The 17,325-nt window shown below is 65.9% G+C and carries 15 protein-coding genes; 10 read left to right on the top strand and 5 right to left on the bottom strand.

Translation table 11 applies throughout. From position 1 onward, the window contains the following. Positions 1-1,176, top strand: coding sequence for a hypothetical protein (locus AWR35_RS00755; protein ID WP_156413887.1), 1,176 nt, complete (start codon positions 1-3; stop codon positions 1,174-1,176). Next, complete coding sequence (locus tag AWR35_RS00750) at positions 1,173-2,279, top strand: FAD-binding protein (RefSeq protein ID WP_066185010.1); 1,107 nt, start codon at positions 1,173-1,175, stop codon at positions 2,277-2,279. Before AWR35_RS00755 ends, AWR35_RS00750 begins: the two co-directional genes overlap by 4 nt. 126 nt (positions 2,280-2,405) lie before the next feature. Here the strand turns inward: AWR35_RS00750 and AWR35_RS00745 are convergent, their stop codons facing one another. Continuing rightward, on the bottom strand, positions 2,406-3,845 hold the full coding sequence (locus AWR35_RS00745) for a hypothetical protein (RefSeq protein ID WP_058574049.1): 1,440 nt from the start codon (positions 3,843-3,845) through the stop codon (positions 2,406-2,408). A 47-nt stretch (positions 3,846-3,892) separates the two neighbouring features. Continuing rightward, a complete protein-coding gene (locus tag AWR35_RS00740; protein ID WP_156413886.1) occupies positions 3,893-5,737 on the bottom strand; it encodes a VWA domain-containing protein in 1,845 nt (614 codons plus the stop codon). Between the two features lie 94 nt (positions 5,738-5,831). Between AWR35_RS00740 and ettA the strand changes: the two genes are divergently transcribed. The 3 genes from ettA (at position 5,832) to AWR35_RS00725 (ending at position 9,270) form a co-directional block, all read left to right on the top strand. Continuing rightward, positions 5,832-7,499 (top strand): energy-dependent translational throttle protein EttA, encoded by a 1,668-nt coding sequence (gene ettA / locus AWR35_RS00735; RefSeq protein ID WP_058574047.1) that lies wholly within the window; start codon positions 5,832-5,834, stop codon positions 7,497-7,499. A 55-nt stretch (positions 7,500-7,554) separates the two neighbouring features. Then, entirely contained in the window at positions 7,555-8,364 is an 810-nt protein-coding gene (locus tag AWR35_RS00730; protein ID WP_058574046.1) for an HDOD domain-containing protein, read from the top strand. 123 nt (positions 8,365-8,487) lie between these two features. After that, entirely contained in the window at positions 8,488-9,270 is a 783-nt protein-coding gene (locus AWR35_RS00725; RefSeq protein ID WP_058574045.1) for a M48 family metallopeptidase, read from the top strand. A 1-nt stretch (position 9,271) separates the two neighbouring features. Here AWR35_RS00725 and AWR35_RS00720 read toward each other — a convergent pair whose 3' ends face one another. Beyond that, positions 9,272-10,054, bottom strand: coding sequence for a hypothetical protein (locus AWR35_RS00720; protein ID WP_058574044.1), 783 nt, complete (start codon positions 10,052-10,054; stop codon positions 9,272-9,274). A gap of 18 nt (positions 10,055-10,072) precedes the next feature. Beyond that, positions 10,073-10,696 (bottom strand): transcriptional repressor LexA, encoded by a 624-nt coding sequence (lexA, locus tag AWR35_RS00715; RefSeq protein ID WP_058574043.1) that lies wholly within the window; start codon positions 10,694-10,696, stop codon positions 10,073-10,075. A 72-nt stretch (positions 10,697-10,768) separates the two neighbouring features. On the opposite strand from lexA, the gene AWR35_RS00710 reads away from it, so the two are divergent. Then, on the top strand, positions 10,769-12,283 hold the full coding sequence (locus AWR35_RS00710; protein WP_058574042.1) for a DNA polymerase Y family protein: 1,515 nt from the start codon (positions 10,769-10,771) through the stop codon (positions 12,281-12,283). A gap of 21 nt (positions 12,284-12,304) precedes the next feature. On the opposite strand, the gene AWR35_RS00705 is transcribed toward AWR35_RS00710, so the two are convergent. Further along, positions 12,305-13,573 carry an MFS transporter gene (locus tag AWR35_RS00705; RefSeq protein WP_058574041.1) on the bottom strand — a complete coding sequence of 423 codons (1,269 nt, stop codon included), beginning with the start codon at positions 13,571-13,573 and terminating at the stop codon, positions 12,305-12,307. 123 nt (positions 13,574-13,696) lie between these two features. Between AWR35_RS00705 and AWR35_RS00700 the strand changes: the two genes are divergently transcribed. The 4 genes from AWR35_RS00700 (at position 13,697) to AWR35_RS00685 (ending at position 17,313) form a co-directional block, all read left to right on the top strand. Further along, positions 13,697-14,455 carry a Nif3-like dinuclear metal center hexameric protein gene (locus AWR35_RS00700; RefSeq protein ID WP_058574040.1) on the top strand — a complete coding sequence of 253 codons (759 nt, stop codon included), beginning with the start codon at positions 13,697-13,699 and terminating at the stop codon, positions 14,453-14,455. Between the two features lie 298 nt (positions 14,456-14,753). Further along, complete coding sequence (petA, locus tag AWR35_RS00695) at positions 14,754-15,359, top strand: ubiquinol-cytochrome c reductase iron-sulfur subunit (RefSeq protein ID WP_058574039.1); 606 nt, start codon at positions 14,754-14,756, stop codon at positions 15,357-15,359. After that, positions 15,356-16,567 carry a cytochrome bc complex cytochrome b subunit gene (locus tag AWR35_RS00690; protein ID WP_058574038.1) on the top strand — a complete coding sequence of 404 codons (1,212 nt, stop codon included), beginning with the start codon at positions 15,356-15,358 and terminating at the stop codon, positions 16,565-16,567. Before petA ends, AWR35_RS00690 begins: the two co-directional genes overlap by 4 nt. Continuing rightward, positions 16,564-17,313, top strand: coding sequence for a cytochrome c1 (locus AWR35_RS00685; RefSeq protein WP_058574037.1), 750 nt, complete (start codon positions 16,564-16,566; stop codon positions 17,311-17,313). The genes AWR35_RS00690 and AWR35_RS00685 overlap by 4 nt, the downstream gene beginning before the upstream one ends. Positions 17,314-17,325: the final 12 nt, after the last annotated feature.

Here is a 17,325-nt window from a genome sequence, read left to right as displayed (position 1 = left end):
GTGATGATTGGTTATTCAGGGCGCGGCAGTTTAGCATGCAGGCTTGCCCTGGATTCCGATCCGTCGAGCAACCGCCCACCACCTTCCGCAGGGGAGTGGACCCGCCGGCGACCGGGACGGCCGGTCGGACGGCCCGGGATTGTCGCGGACGGAATGGCAGGCAGCGCCAACCGTTTTCTTTTCAGGACGTCCGACCGCATGCGTATCGCGATTGTCGCCCCCGACCTCCCGGACGAGGTCATCCCCAGCTTTCCCGCCCTTACCGATGCTGCCCGAGCGAAGCCGGGCCTAGCGTTCAGTATCATTACCGGCCCTGCCGCGGCCGAATGGTTTCGTCGGCACCCCGCTGTCGACGAGGTGGTGGTGTTCGATCTTTCCGAACTGACCGCCTCGCGCTGGACGCCGGCGGGCTGGCGTGTCGGGCGCGCCTGGAAGGAGGTGCTGCGAGACCACCCGAAGCTCGAGGAAGCCGAGTACGCCATTGATCCCTACGGTCTTCCGGAAACGCTGGCGGCGACCAAGCGGCTGCGTGGCACGTCGGTTGGTGTGGCTCGTCCCTCCAAGGGCAAGCTCCCGACGCGGCAGCCGTACGATTCGCAATATCCGATCCCGGAAGACCTGCATCGCATTCAGGCAGTCCGCGTGCTGCTGGCCGCCGTGCTCGAATATTCGCTGTACGACCTCAACCCGGATTACGGCCTGTCCATCGAGGCCGAACCGGTGGTGACCGATCTGCTTTTCGATCCCGCGGCCTTGCCCTTCGATGCATCAGGCGTCGACCTGATCCGTCGTCGGCTCGAACAAACCGGTGTGTCGATCGATGACGTCGGTGCCCAGCCGCCCGCCGAGCCGGACGAGTGGCAGCGCCGCCTGACGCAGAGTCGCTACGTCCTGACAGGCAACAATCTCACCGGCTGGCTTGCCGCGGCGCTGGGCATCCCCGGGGTTTGCGTCTGTGCAGACGACGAGGCGAAGACCAACGGTGTGATCACCACGCGTCGTTCCAAGCAGAAGCTGATCAACGTCGATCGCCGCCCCATGAATCAACCGGAAATCGTGGTGGAGTCGATCATCCAGGTGATTACGCACGGCGAAGCCCCTATCGAGCTTCCGGAAGAATCCGAAGCGGTCGAGTCGGCGGCCGACGGCGAGTCCAGTGATGGTCGCGGTGAATGAACGGTACTGAACCGGGCCAGCAAACCCCGGCGTGGGAATGGCGCGAGGACATGGCGCTGGAGAATACCTTGCGCCTGCCGGCCCATGCATCACGGGCGCTGATCCTTCACCGTCTCGATAACGAGACCCTGACGCAGCCCGAGGTGGCGCAATGGCTCGCTGACCCGACGACGCGCGTGCTCGGTGGTGGTTCGAACGTGGTGTTCGTTTGCCCATGGCTCGAGCAGACCGTGCACCTGGCGGCCGCGAAGTGGTGGGTCGAACGCCACAGCGCCGATCGGGTCGACCTGGTGGCCGAAGGCGGAATGGGACTGGATCAGCTGGTCCGCGAGACGGCCGCCCGTGGCTGGTTCGGCCTGGAGGCGCTCGCCGAGATACCGGGGACTGTCGGTGCCGCACCGATGCAGAACGTCGGTGCCTATGGGGTCGAACTGGGTGACCGGGTTCGCTGGGTAGAAGCCTGGGACCGGAACGCCGGCTGCCTGCGTCATCTCGATCGGAACGACTGTCGCTTCGGCTATCGCAGCAGCCGTTTCAAGACCCAAGCCGGCCGATGGCTGATTTTGCGGGTGGGGCTGGCCCTCTCGACCACGCCGCCGGCCGACTGGCCGCCGACGGCCTATCCGGGCCTGGAAGACGCGCTGGCCGAGTGGCAGGAAACCACGGGACTGCCCGCGGCGGAGATGTCGCCACTGGCATACGCCGAAATGATCACGCGGGTGCGGTTGAGCAAGCTGCCCGACTGGCGGTCGCGATTACCCGGAAGCGCCGGCAGCTTCTTCCACAATCCCGTGGTGACGCCCTCGCGAGCACAGGCGCTGGCCGAACGCTGGCCGGGAATGCCACAGTTTCCGGTCGAGGAGGGCGTGAAGATCCCGGCCGGTTGGCTCATCGAACAGGCTGACCTGCGCGGTTATCGCGACGGGGCTGTTGGGGTGTCAAGCCGACATGCCCTCGTGCTCGAGCATTACGGTGGGTCTAGCGGCGAGGTTTTCGCACGCTTCGCCGAATTCGTGCGGGCGCGGGTCAGGGACATCTTCGCCATCGACCTGGTCGTCGAGCCCGAATGCATCACCGATCGATCCCTCGCCGAGCGCGGGTGAGCGAGCGGGAAGGGGCCGGAGCGAAGGCGACGAGTGCATCGCTTGGTACTTTTCCCGGATATCCCCTTGGTGCCTCGGGCCAAAGCAAGTGAACACGCCCCCCGGCTCATGCCGGGGTTTTTCATGTCAGTCCTGTGACTTGCCGTGCTTTTTCGCGATCTCCGCGTCCAGCAGGGCATCGATGTCGTCGAGGTCGAACTCGTTGGTGTCCCCGTTCGAGGTTTCCTTTTCCTCTTCGGGGATCTCGACATCGTCGAGATCGATCACGCCGTTGTCGTCGGCATCCTCGTCACCGGTTTCGCTTGGGCTCTCGTTCGTCTCCGGGGCTTCGCGCTCCGGTGTGGCCGCCGCGGGCGCCGGCGACTCGGCAGGGGTTTCAGCCGCCATGTCCTCTTTCCCCGCGTTCTCCGGCTCATCGGGCATTGGCGCAGTGGTCGTGGCTGTCGCCGTGGGCTGGTCCGGCTCGGCCGCTATGTCCGTGTCCGATGCCTCCGCGTTGGTGGCTTTTTGTCCATCGTCGGCAGAAGCGCTCGCCGCTTCGGTGGCCGCGGCAGTCGCCGCAGTGGATTCCTGAGCCTGGGCGATCAGTGCGTCGATATCCTCGTCACCGCTTCCTGCGTCGGTCTCGGTTTCGGTCTCGGGGGCGGGAGTTGCCGCTGCGCTGTCACCCGGTTCGCTTGTCGCGGCCTCCATTGCCTCGGTCGGCTCTCGACGACCGGTCTGCTCACCACCGACGTCGATGCTGTCGGTGTCGGTGGAGGCGGCGGATTCCATTGCCATTGCCGCGGCCATTTCGTCCGCGGCGTCGATTGACTCCGATTTTGCGGCGGCGGAATCCTCAGCCGCCGGATCCTCACTCTCGGCGGGCGCGGTCTCTTCGACCGGGGCGGCCGACGCCACCAGGTCCTCGCTGAAAATGTTCTCGGCGCGTTGCTGGGCGGTTTCGCAGTCCGCGCCGGCTTCCATCTCCTCGATCATCACGATCGCCTTGAGCACGGTGGCGACGTGGGGCTCCTCGTTGTAGTCGAACTTGCGTCCGTACTCGCGCACCATGACGTTGACGGTTTCCAGCGATTCGTTGAGGTGATTGGCCTGTCGGTCGCGTTGCGTGCGCAGTTCCTCGACTTCCTGTTCCAGCTCGGTCACGCGTTCGTCGTCGGCCTGACTGGCATCCGCGTGTTCTCGGGCCAGGGACAGCAGCTGCTCCAGGTCTTCCTGCCGGACCCGCTGGAATTGACGGGCGACGCCACTGAGGTCATGTCGTTTCGGCTCGAGCCACGGCTCGACCATGGCCTCGACCGCATCAAGGCTGCGGTCGGCGTAAATCTGTTGTTGCTCTTCGTCGAGCTTCATGCCCGGCCAGATACGTTCGATCTGCCGCCCGACCATCTCTTCGGTGGCCTTCAGGATGGGGTCGCGGTCGTCCAGTAAGCGTTCGGCGGCGTCACTGTGGCGGCGCTGACCTCGCCAGACCAGGACCGCCAGGATCACGCTGAGAACGAAGAAGCCGGCCAGCAGTTCGGTGGCGATGATGGCCCAGTCGGAACTCATGAAGTAGTCGAGCATGTGTCGGGATTCCGTGCTGTGTCGAATTGGCGAGTAATGGTTTGGTTTCAGGCGCGTGCCGCGCGAATCAGACGCTGTTTCTTGCGTTTGTTGGCGGCGTGCCAGAGCCAGCCGATCAGTGCGAGCAGGGCGAGCCCGGCCAGCCCGATGAGCGCGGCGATCCACGGGTTGCCTTGCTTCTGGTGCGCCTCGTCGCCGGCGGCGGGCTCGGGTGATTCGGTCTTGTCTTTGGCCGCTTCGACCGGTTCGACCCCCGGCACCTCAAGCGCCAGGGGGAGCGTGATGTCGCGGCCATCGCGGGTCCGGCCGGTAATCTTGCCGGACAACTGGCAGTCCTGTCGGATCGTCCCGGCGGGAAGGTCGATGCGATTGGTTGCGGCGGCGAGCGAGGCCTCGATCGCCGTCGGCCCGGACGCCGAGCACAAGATCCGCGCCTCGATCCGCGAGGCGGCCGGGGCCAGTACCGAAACGTCCTGCTCGACGACCAGGCGGCGTTGCGCAGGCGTCGCCTGCGTTCCCTCGCCATTGTCCGTGGCGGCTTCGATCTCGACGCGGGCCTCGAATGGTTGAGTTCGTGCCAGGGCCACCTTCTTGCGAATCACCCGCTCGAAGGTCGGACCGCTGGCGCGTCCTTCCAGCGTGTAAATGCCGGGGTCGTCGGTGATGTGAATGCGGAAGTGATAGACCCCATCACCGCCGAGCACGTCGGGATCGGCGCCCACATCGTTGAGCGCGAGCTCGTCGACGGAATTTCCCACGGGATCACTGACCTGGACCGACGCGTTGATGTCGTCGGTGAGTCGCGGTTCGACGATCGGTTCGCCGTGGTTGGTGAGAAGCAGCTGGCCGTCGATGGTCTCGCCCGGGTAGATGCGGCTGGGAAGGTCGGGCATGCCGAGCTTGAGGTCGGTGATGACCAGGGCACGATTGTCGGGGTCCTCGGCAGCGAGGATCTGCCAGCTGCCGGCCGGTGGGTCGGTGATGGTGATCAGGTCGCGCCCGGCGCTGTCGTCCCAGCGCCAGTCCTCGAGGCGCGCGGCCAGCGTCGCGTCGACTTCGCCGCCGTCGGGAAGCTTGATACGTGTCGGTTCGGCCCCATCCTCGCGAAAGACGACCAGGGTCAGTTCACTGATGCTGTCGTCGACGCGGAAACGGTTTTCCACCAGCGGCACCCCGGTGCGCGGGGCGGTGGCCTCGAACAATGACAGGAACACGCGCTGCAGATCGGCGTTGCTGCGTGCGCTCAGAGCCAGCCCGCCCGTGCGTTCGGCAATCTCGGTCAGGATTGCGGCATCGGCCGCCTCCGACAGGGCCACGGTATGCACCTGCACGTCCTTGTCGATCAGCGTCGGGATGACCTGTTCGCGCAACCGGGCGGTGGCGCGTTCGTTGACTGCCTCGTCGGGCGAGATGTCCACCTTGCCGTCGGACAACAGGATGATGTTCCGTTGCGTCTCCTCGCCCCAGACGCGGTTTGCGGCCTCGAGTGCGGCGGGTATGTCGGTGAATGGTTCGTTGGAGCGGATGCGTCCCGCCGCCTCGCGCATGCCGCGCTTGGTTTCGCCGGTCGCCTCGGAGGCGGGCAGCACGGTGGTGATGCGGTTGCCGAACAGGTCGACCTGCACGCGGCTCTGTTCCGGTACCAGGTCACCCAGCAATCGCAGGGCCGGCTTGCGCAGGTTCTCGGGGTCGGTCTTCTTCATCGAGCCGGATACGTCGATCAGGACGTGCAGTTCCGGTTTTGAGGCCGCGTGTGCGCCGGGAAGGGCCAGGGCGGCGATCAGCAGGATGAGCAGGGTCGTCAGGGCAAGGCGGTTGGCCCCCGACCCGTCCGGCCGCCAACTGCGCAGGTCGGGCTGGTTCGAGGGGCAGGGGGCATCAAGTCGCGGCACAGTGCTGGTATCCTTGTGATCAAACGCGGTCACTATCTTGCGGGATAGTGCCGCTTCATTTCGTTTGCAACAACACAAAATATCGACGAATCCTATGGCTCAATACATCTTTACCATGAACGGCGTCGGCAAGGTCGTCCCGCCGAAGAAGCACATCCTCAAGGACATCAATCTCAACTTCTTCCCCGGTGCCAAGATCGGCGTGCTCGGCTACAACGGCGCCGGCAAGTCGACGCTGCTGCGCATCATGGCCGGTGTCGACACCGACATCATCGGCGAGGCGCGGCCCCAGCCCGGCACCAAGATCGGTTACCTGAAGCAGGAGCCGGACCTCGATCCCGAGAAGGACGTGCGCGGCAACGTCATGGATGGTGTCGGCGAGATGGCCGAATTACTTGAGCGCTTCAACGAGGTCTCCAACCAGTTCGCCGACCCGGACGCGGACTTCGAGGCGCTGATGGAGGAGCAGTCCACGCTGCAGGACAAGATCGAAGCCGGCGGCGGCTGGGATCTCGACCGCAAGCTCGAGGTGGCCGCCGATGCGCTGCGTCTGCCGCCGTGGGAGGCTGACGTGACCAAGCTCTCCGGTGGCGAGCGCCGTCGTGTCGCCCTGTGCCGTCTGCTGTTGTCCAACCCGGACATGCTGATCCTCGACGAGCCGACCAACCACCTGGATGCCGAGTCCGTCGCCTGGCTGGAGCGCTTCCTGCAGGAGTTCTCCGGCACCGTGGTCGCGGTTACTCACGATCGCTACTTCCTCGACAACGTTGCCGGCTGGATCCTGGAGCTGGACCGCGGCCAGGGTATCCCGTTCGAGGGCAACTATTCGCAGTGGCTGGAGGCCAAGGAGAAGCGTCTCGAGCAGGAAGAGAAGGCCGAGTCCGCCCACCAGAAGGCAATGAAGCAGGAACTCGAGTGGGTGCGCCAGAACCCGAAGGGTCGCCAGGCCAAATCCAAGGCGCGCATGAAGCGCTTCGAGGAACTGCAGTCCGAGGAGTACCAGAAGCGCTCCGAGACCAACGAGATCTACATTCCGCCCGGCCCGCGTCTGGGCGACAAGGTCATCGAGGCAGAAAACCTCACCAAGGCCTTCGGCGACCGCGAGCTCTACCAGGGGCTGTCGTTCTCCGTGCCCAAGGGCGGCATCGTGGGCATCATCGGCCCGAATGGCGTGGGCAAGTCGACGCTGTTCCGCATGCTGATCGGCGAGGAGCAGCCGGACGGTGGCAATATCGAGATCGGCGAGAGTGTCGATCTGGCCTATGTCGGCCAGTCTCGTGAGGACATGGACGACACCAAGACCGTCTGGGAGGAGATTTCGGACGGTTACGACTACATTACCGTCGGCAAGTTCGAGATGCCCTCACGTGCCTATCTGGGCCGCTTCAACTTCAAGGGCCAGGACCAGCAGAAATTCATGAAGGACCTGTCGGGTGGTGAGCGCAACCGCGTGCACCTGGCCAAGCTGCTTAAGTCCGGTGGCAACGTGCTGCTGCTTGACGAGCCGACCAACGACCTCGACGTCGAGACCCTGCGGGCACTGGAAACCGCGCTGCTCGACTTCCCGGGGTCGGCACTGGTGATCTCGCACGATCGCTGGTTCCTCGACCGGATCGCCACGCATATCCTCGCTTTCGAGGACGACGGTTCGGTGCAGTTCTTCGAGGGCAACTTCCAGGAGTACGAGGCCGATCGGCGCAAGCGTCTCGGCGATGCCGCCGACCAACCCAAGCGCGTGAAGTACACTCGTCTCGCGGACTGATCGTGACGGCCGTCGCCCGAAGGGGGCGATGGCGCCTTTCTAGGGAGAAGAAAACGTGGCCAATCCGGCACTCGAACAGGCGATCATCAACAAGATCCGGGACAAGGGCATTGCCCTGCCGGTGCTGCCCGACGTGGCGCTGCGTGCCCGACGGGTGATCGACGACCCCAACAGCTCGGCCAGCGACCTGGTCGAAGTGATATCGCAGGACCCGGCGATTGCGGCCCGTCTGATCCAGGTGGCGAACAGCCCGATGTATCGGGGCGCCCAGCACATCGACAATCTCGCCCAGATCGTCTCGCGGCTGGGCATGCGTACGGTGAGTCAGCTGATCGTCTCCTTGTCGACCAAGCAGCTGTTCCAAGCCGACACGCCGACGATCAAGCGGGTGATGAAGGATCACTGGGCGTTCGCCACGCAGGTGGCGGCCTTGTCGAACCACATCGCCAAACGGCACACGAAGCTGGATGCCGACCAGGCACTGCTGGCCGGGCTGCTGCACAGCGTCGGCGGCATTCCGGTGATCGTCGTCGCCGAGGATATCCCCAAGTTGCTGGAAGCGCCGGCGGTACTCAACGAGCTGGTAGAGAGCCTGCAGTCACGCCTGGGTGGCAACATCGTCAAGGCCTGGGATTTCCCCGACATGTTCGCCGAGGTGATCGAGCACTGCGGCGACCTGGGGTATCAGCACGACGGTGACCCGAATTACAGTGACGTGGTGATCTGCGCGATTGCCCAGGCACGCGGCATTGACCGCACGCCGGACGATCGGCCGATCATGGCCGCCGAAAAGCTGGGTGTGGATCTCGAGTCCAGCATGATCGACGACGAGCTGGACGAGGCGATTCGAGCCCTCGGCGGCTAGGATCGTCATTAGCACGGCGTCACGGTCAGGAACCGAGACACATGACCCCGGTCTCCCCGTGAGCCGGGGTCTTTTTATTGAAGCCCTGCTGACATTCGACACCGCGAAATGAGGTCGCCTGCCATGCGTTTTCCGCTCGTCGTTTCCCTGTTGGCTGTTTTGACGGTCGTGGCCGGTTGCACCACGCACCCGGTCACCGGAAGGAACCAGCTGATGATCATGCCGGAAGGGCAGGCCAACCAGATGGCCTACCAGGCCTATACGCAGATGGCGCGCGAAAAGGACACGTTGCCTGCCTCGTCGCCGATGAGTCGCCGTGTGACCCGGATCACCCAGCGGATCGTGCCGCAGGCGATCCGTGTCTATCCGGCGTCGGCCGGCTGGGCGTGGGAGGCCCGAGTGTTCCATGACGAGAGCATCAATGCCTTCGCGCTGGCCGGCGGCAAGGTGGGCATCAATACCGGCATGCTGAACAAGCTGCGCCCCACCGACGACGAACTGGCCCAGGTGATCAGCCACGAGATTGCCCACGCGCTCTCCGGGCACACGCGCGAGAAGATGTCGATGGCCATGAGCCAGCAGATGGGCTTGTCGGTCGCCTCGGCACTGGGCGGGCTGGACGGACGTACGGCTGCCATGGCGCAGCAGATGGCGACGGTGGCGATCGATCTGCCATTCAGCCGACGGATGGAATACGAGGCGGACGAGGTCGGCCTGCTGCTTGCGGCGCGTGCCGGCTACGACCCGCGCGCGTCCGTGTCGCTATGGCGCAAGATGCAGGCGCACGGCGGTGGTGGTACGCCGGAGTGGCTCAGCACGCACCCGGCCAGCGCCAATCGCATTCAGGCATTGCAGCGCGCGATTCCCTCGATGATGCCTGTCTACCGACAGGCCACGGGCCGCTGAGTCACGATCGATCCATGACGGTCAGGGCCGGAGGGTACTCGCTGCGCTCAGCGGAGCGGGCCGGCGATTCGGTAGCGAGGTTGAGCCGAACCTCGCCCGGGTGAAAGGGCTTGTGGCGGCGGACGACGAGACCGCCTTCGCCACGGCGAACCGCGAGCTGCACGCCGGCCGGACTGGCCGTGCTGCCCGGTTGACCCGGGTAGGGCGTGACCAGGCAGCTGCGGCCGGACTCGGCGGCCAGCTTCAGCCGCCTTCGCAGGGCGAAGCCCAACGGCGGCAGCCAGCTCAATACCAGCGGATAGATGCCGGCCTGCAGCACCTCCTCCGTGGCCCAGCCCAGCTCGCGCGTGTCGCGCGGCCTCACCAGCAGCAGATTTTCCAGCGACACGCCCTCGCGTTGCCAGCGCTCGGCACAGGGCCGGGCCGGCGGGTTGATCAGCGCCACCCGCTCGGTGCGGGAGAGCTCGGCGATCCAGGGAAGTAGCAGGGCGGTGAGACCGTACCCCAGCGAGGCCTGGAACCAGTCACGAAATCCGCTGAGCGGTGTGCGCTCGAGCCGATCGAGGGGGTGTCCGTCGTGTCGAGGGGGCGGGGCGTCGGCGTACAGCTCCACCAGTCCGTCTCGCGGCCAGCCGCCGCCCAGCAGCTCATCCAGCACCGACCATCCGCTGGGGAAGCTGTCTTGTGCCAGCCCGCCGGCCGGCCGGGTCTGTCGCCCGCGCCAGATGTCCTGTCGCGCCAGCAGGTCGGTGAGCGCCTTGCCGTCCAGTTCCCGCTCTCCCATGGTGTCTCGTGACCTCCCTCAGTCGAAGGTGCGCAACACGCCGACGACCCGTCCCTCGACGATCAGCTCCTCGCGTTTCAGGTCGACCTCGATCGGCGTCATCTCGCTGTTCTCCGGGATCAGCCAGACCTTGGCGCCACGACGGCGGTAGCGCTTGACCGTGACCTCGTCAGCCAGGCGCGCGACCACGATCTGACCGTTGCGCACCTCCTCGGTGCGATGCACCGCGAGCAGGTCGCCGTCCATGATCCCGGCATCCCGCATGCTCATGCCGCGCACGCGCAGCAGATAGTCCGCCCGTGGCTGGAATAGCGACGGATTGACCGGGACCTGTGTCTCGACGTGTTCGGCGGCCAGCACCGGGCTGCCCGCCGCGATCCGCCCGACCACGGCCAGTTCCTCGCGGTGGCCGTCGTCGGTCAGGCGGATGCCACGCGAGCGCCCGCCCAGCAGTTCGATCACCCCCTTCTTCGCCAGTGCCTTGAGGTGGCTCTCGGCGGCATTGGGCGAGCGAAAGCCCAGCGCGGCGTTGATCTCCGCCCGGGTCGGCGGCATGCCGGTCTCGTGAATGGTGTCGCGAATGAACGCGAGGATCTCGGCCTGGCGGGGCGTGAGCGGTCTTTGGGGTGTCGATTCGGTCATGGCGCGGCGATAGCGAAAACGGATGACTGAGTGTACTGTAAAAAAGAACAGTATTCACGTTGCGGAGTGATCATGGCCACTGATTCCACCACCAAGACGCCGCCACGAGAAGACACCTTCTGGCTGGCGTTGCGTTTTCCCGAGGCCTGGTTCGAATGCCGTTGTCCCGAGGATGACCGGCGGAACCGACCGGCGGCCGTGCAGCTGGTCGAGCAGGCCGGGCGCTCCCGGGTCGTCGCGGCAAATCGACCGGCGGCAACCCTGGGTATCGAGCCAGGCCAGAGTCTCGCGGTCGCCCGTTCCCGCCACCGGGACGGAGCGACGACGGGCGCAACGCCGTTACGCTGTCTCCCCGCCGACGAGAAGGCGGTGATCGACTGGCTGTCGCAGTGGGGCGAATGGGCCGGGACATATACCTCGCGCGTGACGTGTCCACCGGCGGATGTCATGCCGGGGTTGCTGCTGGAACTGGGTGGCAGTGCCGCACTGTTCGGCGGGCTGGAGGCGCTGGTGCAGACCGTGATGGCTGCCCTGACCGAGCATCACCTGGCGGTGCGGGCGGCCGGAGCGCCACATCCGCGGGCGGCCTGGGCCCTGGCGGCTGTCGTACCCGAGGAAGAAGGCCCATGGCTGTGTGGCCGCCGCACGCAGCTGGCAGCGGTCAGCCGTCTGCCGCTGGCCGCGCTCGACTGGCCCGCGGACTGGATCGGCCGCTTCGAGGAACTGGGGCTGAAGCGGCTGGGCGATGTCCGACGCCTGCCGCGGGATGGTCTGGGCATGCGCACCGACCCGACCCTGCTCGTCGACCTGGATCGCCTGTTCGCCGAACGGGACTGGCCGCTGCCCGATCTGGAGTTGCCGGCCCGTTATGCCCGCGATGTCAGCCTCTGGGACCCGGCGGGGCAGGTCGAACGACTGCTGCTGCTTGCCCGCGCGCCGCTGGTGGGGCTGGCCGATTTCCTGCGACGCCGTCGCCTGGTGACCGCATCGTTCCGCGTGTTGCTGGGGCACGAGATCGGTCCGGCCACCGACGTGACGATCGCCACGGCCGAACCGGGACGGGACGAGCGTCTCTGGCTGGAACAGCTGCGACTGCGTCTGGAAGCCGTCGACGGGATGAGATCGGTCACGTGGCTGCGTGTCGAGGCCGATCGCTTCGTGACGCCGTCATCGGGGCAGGGCAGCCTGTTTGCCGATGACGGCGAGCGCGATCGTGACGAACGGGCGTTGTGGCATCGCCTCCAGGCCCGGCTGGGTGACTCGGGTGTCGGCCGGTTGCAGCGAACCCCCGGTCTGGTGCCGCCGTCGTGCTCGCGGTTGGCAGCGGTCGAGGCCGGCGAGGCCCCGGGTTTGTCGGCCTTGCCGTCGGCGGCGCGATTCCGGCCGCTGTGGTGGCTGGAGGGGACGCAACGCCCCGAGGCGCCCCTGTGTTGCCGGGCGGAGGTCGAGCGGGTGGAGACGGGCTGGTGGTCGGCGGCCGAGGAGGCGGCCGATTACTGCGCGGGCGAACTGCTCAGTGGTCGGGCCGTCTGTCTGCGCCGTGGGCGGGCAGCGGGCGACTGGGAACTGGTCGGTCTCGATGGCTGACGTCTTGGCTGCTACCCCGGCTCAACGTCGGGAGCGACCGTCCGGGTGCAGTCCGCCCCAGCGCCACCAGAGCGTGATGGCCACCAGCAGACCGCTGCTGCCGAACAGGAGGAAGAAGGTCGGCAGCTCGATCGCGAACACGGCGAACAGCAGCATGCCCATCACGCTGCTCACCACCATTGCCAGCGCGTTCTGCACGTTGAGCGCGGCGATCAGCCGGGCACGCTGAGAGGGGCGAGAGGCGCGTTGCAGATGACTGTACAGCGGTACCACCAGCCCGCCGGCGCACAGGCCGGTCAGTGCCACATCGAGCCCGACGCGCCACAGGGTCGGGGCCGCCGCTGAGGCGACGAGGTACCAATCGATGGCGATCAGTGCGACACCCAGTGTCATGAATGGTGCCAGCGCCCGCGGCGGGCGTCGTCCGCCCAGGTAACCGACCGCCAGCCCGCCAGCGGCGATACTCACGGCGAACAGGGCCAGCAGGCCGGTTGCGCCGTCCGCCGGCAGATTGAGCACGTCCTCGGCAAAGCGGGGAAACTGCGTCAGGTAGCCCGCGCCGACAAACCAGAACCAGCTGATCAGCCACATCGATTGGCGCAGCGATGACGGTTGGCGCTGCAGGAGCTGCCAGGTGGCCACCCAGCTCTTGATCGGACCGGCATGGTCGGGCAGCCGACCGGGCGGTGGGGCGGACGGGATCAGGCGGGAGGCGAGCACCCCGGCCACGGCCACGCCGACCACCAACGTACTGGCCAGCAGCGTCGCCCGTTCGCCGGTGGCGGCCAGAAGCCCGCCGGTCAAGGTGCCTAGCAGGATGGCGGCGAAGGTGCTCGCGGTCACCCAGCCATTGGCCCGCATCAGCATGTCGGCGGGCAGGTGACGAGGGACGATGGCGTATTTCAACGGCCCGAACCAGGCCGATTGGGTCCCCATCAGGAACACCAGCAGCATCAGCAGCGTGATGCTCTGCCACCAGAAGGCCGCGACGGCCGTGAGCATCAGCCCGAGCTCGGTCCACTTGAGCACCCGCGCCAGGCGAGCCTGATCGAGCCGGTCGGTCCAGTGGCCGGCCATGGGCGAGAAGATCAGTCCCGGCAGGATGAACAGGCCGGCGGCCAGGTTCATCAGCACGTCGACTTCGCCGTTGCCCGCCTCGCTGATCTCGTAGGTGATCAGGAACATCACCGAGAAGCGGAAGGCGTTGTCGTTGAACGCGCCCAGCGCCTGGGTGAAGAAGTAGGGCAGGAATCGCCTCGAGAGCAGGCGGGCCGGCGTGGGGCTGGGCATGGATCGGTGGCCTCCAGCGAAGGAAGTCGGCATTGGAACACGCGGGGCAGGGCGGACCAAGCGCCTCACCCTGCGGCTTGGAGATCGTGCTAGGGTTTCGCCCCTGACGATCAGGAGGAATGCATGGCAGAAACAGTCGATATTCGCGCGCTGCTCGACTATTGCGAGCAGCTGCTCGAACCCGAGTCCTACCGCGACTATGCGCCCAACGGCCTGCAGGTCGAGGGGCGACGCGAGATCCGGCGACTGGTGACCGGCGTGACCGCCTGCCAGGACCTGCTCGATGCCGCGGTCGAGGCGCAGGCCGACGCCGTGCTGGTGCATCACGGCTATTTCTGGAAGAACGAACCGCAGGTGATCACCGGCATGAAGCGGCGTCGTATCGCGACCCTGCTGGCCAACGACATCAACCTGGTCGGCTACCACCTTCCGCTCGATGGTCACGAGGGTATCGGCAACAATGCCTGGCTCGCGGGGCTGGTGGGGTTGAACGTGACCGAACGCTTCGGTCATCAACAGCTGGCCGTCGCCGGTCGCCTGGAGACACCCTGCACCGGTGCGGAACTGGGCGCACGGCTGGAATCGGCCCTTGGTCGTACGCCGCTGGTGGTCGGACCCACCGACCGGCCGATCGAGCGCATCGGCCTGTGTACCGGTGGCGCGCAGGACATGCTGGGCGAGGCGATCGATCTTGGCCTGGACGCCTTCATCTCCGGCGAGATCTCCGAGCGCACCACCCACATGGCCCGCGAATCCGGCGTCACGTACGTTTCCGCCGGTCACCATGCGACCGAGACCGGCGGGGTACGTCAGCTCGGCGAGCGCCTTGCGGAGGAATTCGGTATCGAGCACCGCTTCATCGATATCGACAATCCGGCCTGACTTCCGGCCGGGAGTGGCTCCCGCTACCGGTGAGTTGCCTACCCAACCTAATAAAACCTCGGTTCGATGGTATTAAGCCCGCTTGTTTGACGGTCGGGGCCAGATGTCTAAACTAGCCCGGCCGTAAAAATGGCAGATGCTGTGCATCGATGTTGCCCATACGCGACCCGGGACTGTCCGGGTGTTTTTTCGCCGGGCGCAGGGAAGCCAACGATGCGTGTCAGCAACACGAATGCCCGGGATCCCGTCTTCCCGGTGCGATCGATTGACGGACAAACTCCAGGAGTACGACGTAACAATGGCTGATTCTCCCTCCAACCCGGCACGGCGCCGGTTCCTGACCGGCGCGGCGACGGCGGTGGGCGCGGTGGGCGTCGGCTTTGCCGCCGTGCCGTTTCTGAGCTCGTTCCAGCCGAGCGCCAAGGCCCAGGCGGCCGGTGCGCCGGTTGACGTGAACGTCGGCAAACTCGCCCCGGGGCAGATGACCACCGTGGCCTGGCGCGGCAAGCCCGTCTATGTGGTGCACCGCACCGAGCGCATGCTCGAGACCCTGCCCGAGGTGACCGACAAGCTGCGTGACCCGGATTCTGCCGTGGAAAGCCAGCAACCGGCCTTCGCGACCAATCTGTACCGGGCACGCGAGGAGAACCAGCAGTTCCTGGTGATCGTCGGCCTGTGCACGCACCTGGGCTGCGCGCCCACCTATCGCCCCGAGGTCGCCCCGGAAGATCTCGGCGAGGACTGGAAGGGCGGCTTCTTCTGCCCCTGCCACGGGTCGAAGTTCGACCTGTCGGGCCGCGTCTACAAGGGCGTGCCGGCGCCGACCAACCTGGAGGTTCCCCAGTACACCTACGTGAGTGAGCAGGTCATCCGCGTGGGTGGCACCGAGGAGGAAGCAGCATGATCAAGAGCCTGGGCAAGTGGGTGGACGATCGCCTGCCGGTGTCGCATTTCTGGAATGCGCACCTGGCGAAGTACTACGTCCCCCACAACTTCAACTTCTGGTACTACTTCGGCTCGCTGCTGCTGGTGGTGTTCGTCCTGCAGATCGTCACCGGCATCTGGCTGACGATGAGCTACAAGCCGTCGGCCGAGAACGCCTTCGCCTCGGTCGAGTACATCATGCGTGACGTCGAATGGGGGTGGCTGCTGCGCTACCTGCACTCGACAGGCGCCTCGTTCTTCTTCATCGCGGTGTACCTGCACATCTTCCGCGGGATGATGTACGGCAGCTACAAGAAGCCGCGCGAGCTGATCTGGATCTTCGGTGTCCTGATCCTGCTGGTGCTGATGGCCGAGGCCTTCATGGGCTATCTGCTGCCGTGGGGCCAGATGTCCTACTGGGGCGCGCAGGTGATCATCTCGCTGTTCACCTCGATTCCGGTCATCGGTCCGGACCTGGCGCAGTGGATCCGCGGTGACTTCGTCGTCTCGGATGCGACCCTGAACCGCTTTTTCGCCCTGCACGTGATCGCGCTGCCGCTGGTGCTGCTGTTCCTGATCGGCGGCCACATCATGGCGCTGCACGAAGTGGGTTCGAACAACCCGGATGGCGTGGACATCAAGGAGAAAAAGGACGAGCACGGCAAGCCGGTCGACGGGATTCCGTTCCACCCGTACTACACGGTGAAGGACCTGTTCGGGCTGGGCGTGTTCATGTTCATCTTCGCCGTGGTGCTGTTCTACTGGCCCGACGGCGGCGGCCTGTTCCTGGAGCACCCGAACTTCACCCCGGCCGATCCGCTGAAGACCCCAGAGCACATCGCGCCGGTGTGGTACTTCGCGCCGCATTACGCGATCCTGCGAGCCGTTCCGGACAAGTTCCTCGGCGTCGTGGCGATGACCGTCGCCATCCTGATCCTGTTCGTGCTGCCGTGGCTGGATCGCAACCGCACCCGGTCGATCCGCTACCGCTCGACCGCGTTCAAGGTGAACCTGTTCGCCTTCGCGGCCGCGTTCATCGGCCTGGGCTACCTGGGAACCCAGCCGCCGACGCCGCTCGGCACGCTTTCAGCCCAGCTGCTGTCCGCCGTCTACTTCGGCTTCTTCATCGCGCTGTTCTTCATCAGCCGTCGTGAACGTACCAAGCCCGTGCCGGAGCGCCTGCAATGATCCGACTGACCTTTTTCCTGTTCCTCATCGGTCTGCTGGCCGCACCCAACGCCAAGGCCGCCGGCAGCAGCTATCCGCTCAAGGATGCCGAAGTCGATCTTGGTGACGAGGCATCGCTGTTCCGGGGCGCGCAGACCTTCATGCAAAGCTGCTCGACCTGCCACAGCGCGAAGATGATGCGTTTCGGCCGGATCGGCGAGGATCTCGGTCTGACCGACGAGCAGCTCGCCATGCTGATGCCCAGCGAGACCAGCAAGCCGGGCGACACCATCCAGACCCGCATGCCCGAGGACTATGCCAACAAGACCTTCGGCATCGTGCCGCCGGACCTGACCCTGGTGGCCCGTGTGCGCGGCGGCGACTGGCTGTACACCTACCTGACCACGTTCTACGAGGACCCCGATGCGCTCTGGGGCGTGAACAACGCGGTCTTCCCGGGCGTGGGCATGCCGCATGTCATGGCCGCCCAGCAGGGCCTGCTGCAGCCTGTCTACGAGACCCGGGGCGAGGGCGAGGATGCCAGGCAGGTGCTGGTCGACCTGGAGTCGCCGGAACGCCCCGGCACCATGAGCGAGGAGGAGTTCGAGCAGGAGATGCGTGACCTGACCGCGTTCATGGTCTACATGGCCGAGCCGGCCGCGCTGTTGCGGGCCCACTACGGGCCGTACGTGCTGGCGTTCCTGTTCCTCTTCACCCTGATCATGTATCTGCTGAAGAAGGAATACTGGCGCGACATCAAGCACTGATGCGCCCTCTAG

Source organism: Guyparkeria sp. WRN-7, assembly GCF_001641825.1.
GTDB lineage: Bacteria > Pseudomonadota > Gammaproteobacteria > Halothiobacillales > Halothiobacillaceae > Guyparkeria.
The sequence above is the reverse complement of the archived record's forward strand: the minus strand, read 5'-3'. Positions and strand labels throughout refer to the sequence as shown.

Excerpts from the sequence above, each read along its gene's own strand:
- AWR35_RS00750 (WP_066185010.1), top strand. The coding sequence starts at position 1,173 with ATGAACGGTACTGAACCGGGCCAGCAAACCCCGGCGTGGGAATGGCGC.
- AWR35_RS00745 (WP_058574049.1), bottom strand. The coding sequence starts at position 3,845 with ATGCTCGACTACTTCATGAGTTCCGACTGGGCCATCATCGCCACCGAA.
- ettA (WP_058574047.1), top strand. The coding sequence starts at position 5,832 with ATGGCTCAATACATCTTTACCATGAACGGCGTCGGCAAGGTCGTCCCG.
- AWR35_RS00725 (WP_058574045.1), top strand. The coding sequence starts at position 8,488 with ATGCGTTTTCCGCTCGTCGTTTCCCTGTTGGCTGTTTTGACGGTCGTG.
- AWR35_RS00720 (WP_058574044.1), bottom strand. The coding sequence starts at position 10,054 with ATGGGAGAGCGGGAACTGGACGGCAAGGCGCTCACCGACCTGCTGGCG.
- lexA (WP_058574043.1), bottom strand. The coding sequence starts at position 10,696 with ATGACCGAATCGACACCCCAAAGACCGCTCACGCCCCGCCAGGCCGAG.
- AWR35_RS00710 (WP_058574042.1), top strand. The coding sequence starts at position 10,769 with ATGGCCACTGATTCCACCACCAAGACGCCGCCACGAGAAGACACCTTC.
- AWR35_RS00705 (WP_058574041.1), bottom strand. The coding sequence starts at position 13,573 with ATGCCCAGCCCCACGCCGGCCCGCCTGCTCTCGAGGCGATTCCTGCCC.
- AWR35_RS00700 (WP_058574040.1), top strand. The coding sequence starts at position 13,697 with ATGGCAGAAACAGTCGATATTCGCGCGCTGCTCGACTATTGCGAGCAG.
- petA (WP_058574039.1), top strand. The coding sequence starts at position 14,754 with ATGGCTGATTCTCCCTCCAACCCGGCACGGCGCCGGTTCCTGACCGGC.
- AWR35_RS00690 (WP_058574038.1), top strand. The coding sequence starts at position 15,356 with ATGATCAAGAGCCTGGGCAAGTGGGTGGACGATCGCCTGCCGGTGTCG.
- AWR35_RS00685 (WP_058574037.1), top strand. The coding sequence starts at position 16,564 with ATGATCCGACTGACCTTTTTCCTGTTCCTCATCGGTCTGCTGGCCGCA.